At 44.1% G+C, this 2,268-nt stretch carries 3 protein-coding genes; 1 reads left to right on the forward strand and 2 read right to left on the reverse strand.

Going from position 1 to position 2,268, the window contains the following annotated elements; translation table 11 throughout:
- The coding region (locus L5M10_RS23665) for a TRC40/GET3/ArsA family transport-energizing ATPase (RefSeq protein WP_263256079.1) at window positions 1-561 on the reverse strand (561 nt) is incomplete at its 3' end.
- Between the two features lie 34 nt (window positions 562-595).
- Window positions 596-958: an arsenite efflux transporter metallochaperone ArsD gene (gene arsD, locus L5M10_RS23670; protein ID WP_212601013.1), complete on the reverse strand. Its 363-nt coding sequence runs from the start codon at window positions 956-958 to the stop codon at window positions 596-598.
- 372 nt (window positions 959-1,330) lie between these two features.
- Here arsD and L5M10_RS23675 point away from each other — a divergent pair.
- Window positions 1,331-2,268, forward strand: a 938-nt coding sequence (locus L5M10_RS23675) for a molybdopterin-dependent oxidoreductase (protein WP_263256080.1), incomplete at its 3' end; no start/stop codon positions are given.

A 2,268-nucleotide genomic window follows, 5' to 3' on the forward strand; every position in this document is an offset into this window, starting at 1 on the left:
CGAGTAGCGTTCCGCCTGTTTTTCGAGGCCCGCTAATGGGCCAAGACAGGAAGCGCCCTCGGGGTTAGTCTCGATAAAGCTGCTCCAAGCCCCAGGGAGTTGTAACAGCCTAATCGTATGCCCCGTTGGTGCGGTATCAAAAATAATATGATCGAAATCTTGCAGTAGCGATGCATCGGTTAATAAACCGGTGAATTCATCGAAGGCGGCAATTTCAGTGGTACAGGCACCAGAGAGTTGTTCTTCAATACTGCGAACTACATCTGGCGGTAATAGGCCTTTGACGGGATCCACAATACGAGCGCGGTATTGCTCTGCAGCTGCTTGAGGATCAATTTCCAGTGCCGTTAGTCCCGCAACGCTGTCTATTGGCGTGAGTTTATTACCTATGGTTTGTCCGAAAACTTGACCTACATTGGATGCGGGATCGGTACTGACCAACAACACCCGCTTACCACTGTCAGCTAAGGTAATTGCTGTCGCGCAGGATAGCGATGTTTTACCAACACCGCCTTTACCGGTAAAGAAGAGGAATGCGGGCGGATTCTGAATAAATTTCATTAGATTATCCTTGGTGTTTCCAAACGTGAGTTGACTAACAGCAAGAGGTTTTGCCACTGCAACAAGGAGCGATATTTTTCGCAGGTTCTGCGATATCGATCTTCGCCCAACGGGCTAGTTCCTGCCGACTTGGATAACGGCCCGCTAATATCATCTCACCATTTAGGAGAATAAGCGGTAGGGATTCTGTACCAGATGTTTCTAAAAAGCGTCTGACAAGGGCATTTTCTGCAAAGGCCATGGGCTGTTGGGATAAATTAAAGCGATCTACTGTAATGTCTTGTTGTTTTAGCCATTGGCAATCGGCGGCAAAGGTGACGAGTGCTTGGTCAACTTCAGTGCCACACACGCCAGAGCTGCAACATAAAGCGGGATCGAATATTGAAAATTGAGTCATAACTTTTCCCCATAAAATTGATTTTGGTTTGAAAGTGGAGGCGATAAAAGGTGGTAACAGGCGCCTTAAAAATCACTTCATATAAACATATGAATTTTCATATATACTATACGCTTCAAAAAAGGGGAGTCAAACATACTGAGGATATTCGTCATTAAAATCTAAAAAATCTGAAATAGATCATCTTTATACGTGTAAATTTTTTTACTAAACTTCAGGATATTGTTCTTGATCACATTTTTTATATTTTTCAACTTAGTTTCACAATTGTAAATTTCAGTAAAGGATACTTGTGTATTAATTGATCTAAATCGCAGTTACATACCCTAAAAGATATATATTAAATTCCATACCCTTATCAGGAGTGTGGAAATGAAAAAAGAAATTCAAGTCAACTTGGGGCGGCGCCAGCTACTCAAGTCAACTGCGGCGGGCACGGTATTAACAGGTATTGGTGGGACCTTATCCTTTACCCCTATCGTTGATAGTATTGCTGCAGAATTACCTGCGCCTTTGCGTAGAACCGGCACTGGAGAGTGGTTAGCGACGACCTGCCAAGGTTGTACCTCATGGTGCGCTAAGCAGATTTATGTGATGGATGGCCGAGCATTAAAAGTGAGGGGTAATCCAAACTCCGGCGTACACGGTATGTCCAGTTGCCCTCGCCAGCACTTAAGCTTACAGCAGGTTTACGATCCCGATAGATTGCGTACACCAATGATGCGAACTAATCCTAAAAAAGGCCGCGATCAAGATCCTAAATTTGTCCCTATTACTTGGGATAAAGCGCTGGATATGTTAGCGGATAAAATCATTGCTTTACGCGAAGCTAATGAGCCCCATAAATATGCGCTCCTTCGCGGTAGATATTCGCATATCACTGATTTACTCTATAAAAAGATGACCAATCTGATTGGTTCTCCCAATAATATTTCCCATAGTTCAGTGTGTGCTGAAGCCCATAAAATGGGACCGTATTATCTAGATGGTAACTGGGGATATAACCAGTACGATATCAAAAATGCTAAATTTATTTTGTCATTTGGCGCCGATCCCATTGCGAGTAACCGTCAAGTCTCGTTTTATTCGCAGACATGGGGTGATTCCCTCGATCAGGCTACAGTCGTCGTAGTCGACCCAAGGCTTTCTGCTTCGGCGGCCAAAGCCCATAAATGGATCCCGATTGAACCTGGTCAAGACAGTGTGCTGGCCCTAGCCATTGCCCATGTCGCCTTGGTTGAAGGTGTATGGCATAAGCCTTTTGTTGGTGATTTTATTGAGGGTAAAAACCTGTTTAAAGCGGGTAAAAC

The organism is Shewanella sp. SM32 (assembly GCF_025654235.1).
Classification (GTDB): domain Bacteria; phylum Pseudomonadota; class Gammaproteobacteria; order Enterobacterales; family Shewanellaceae; genus Shewanella; species Shewanella oncorhynchi.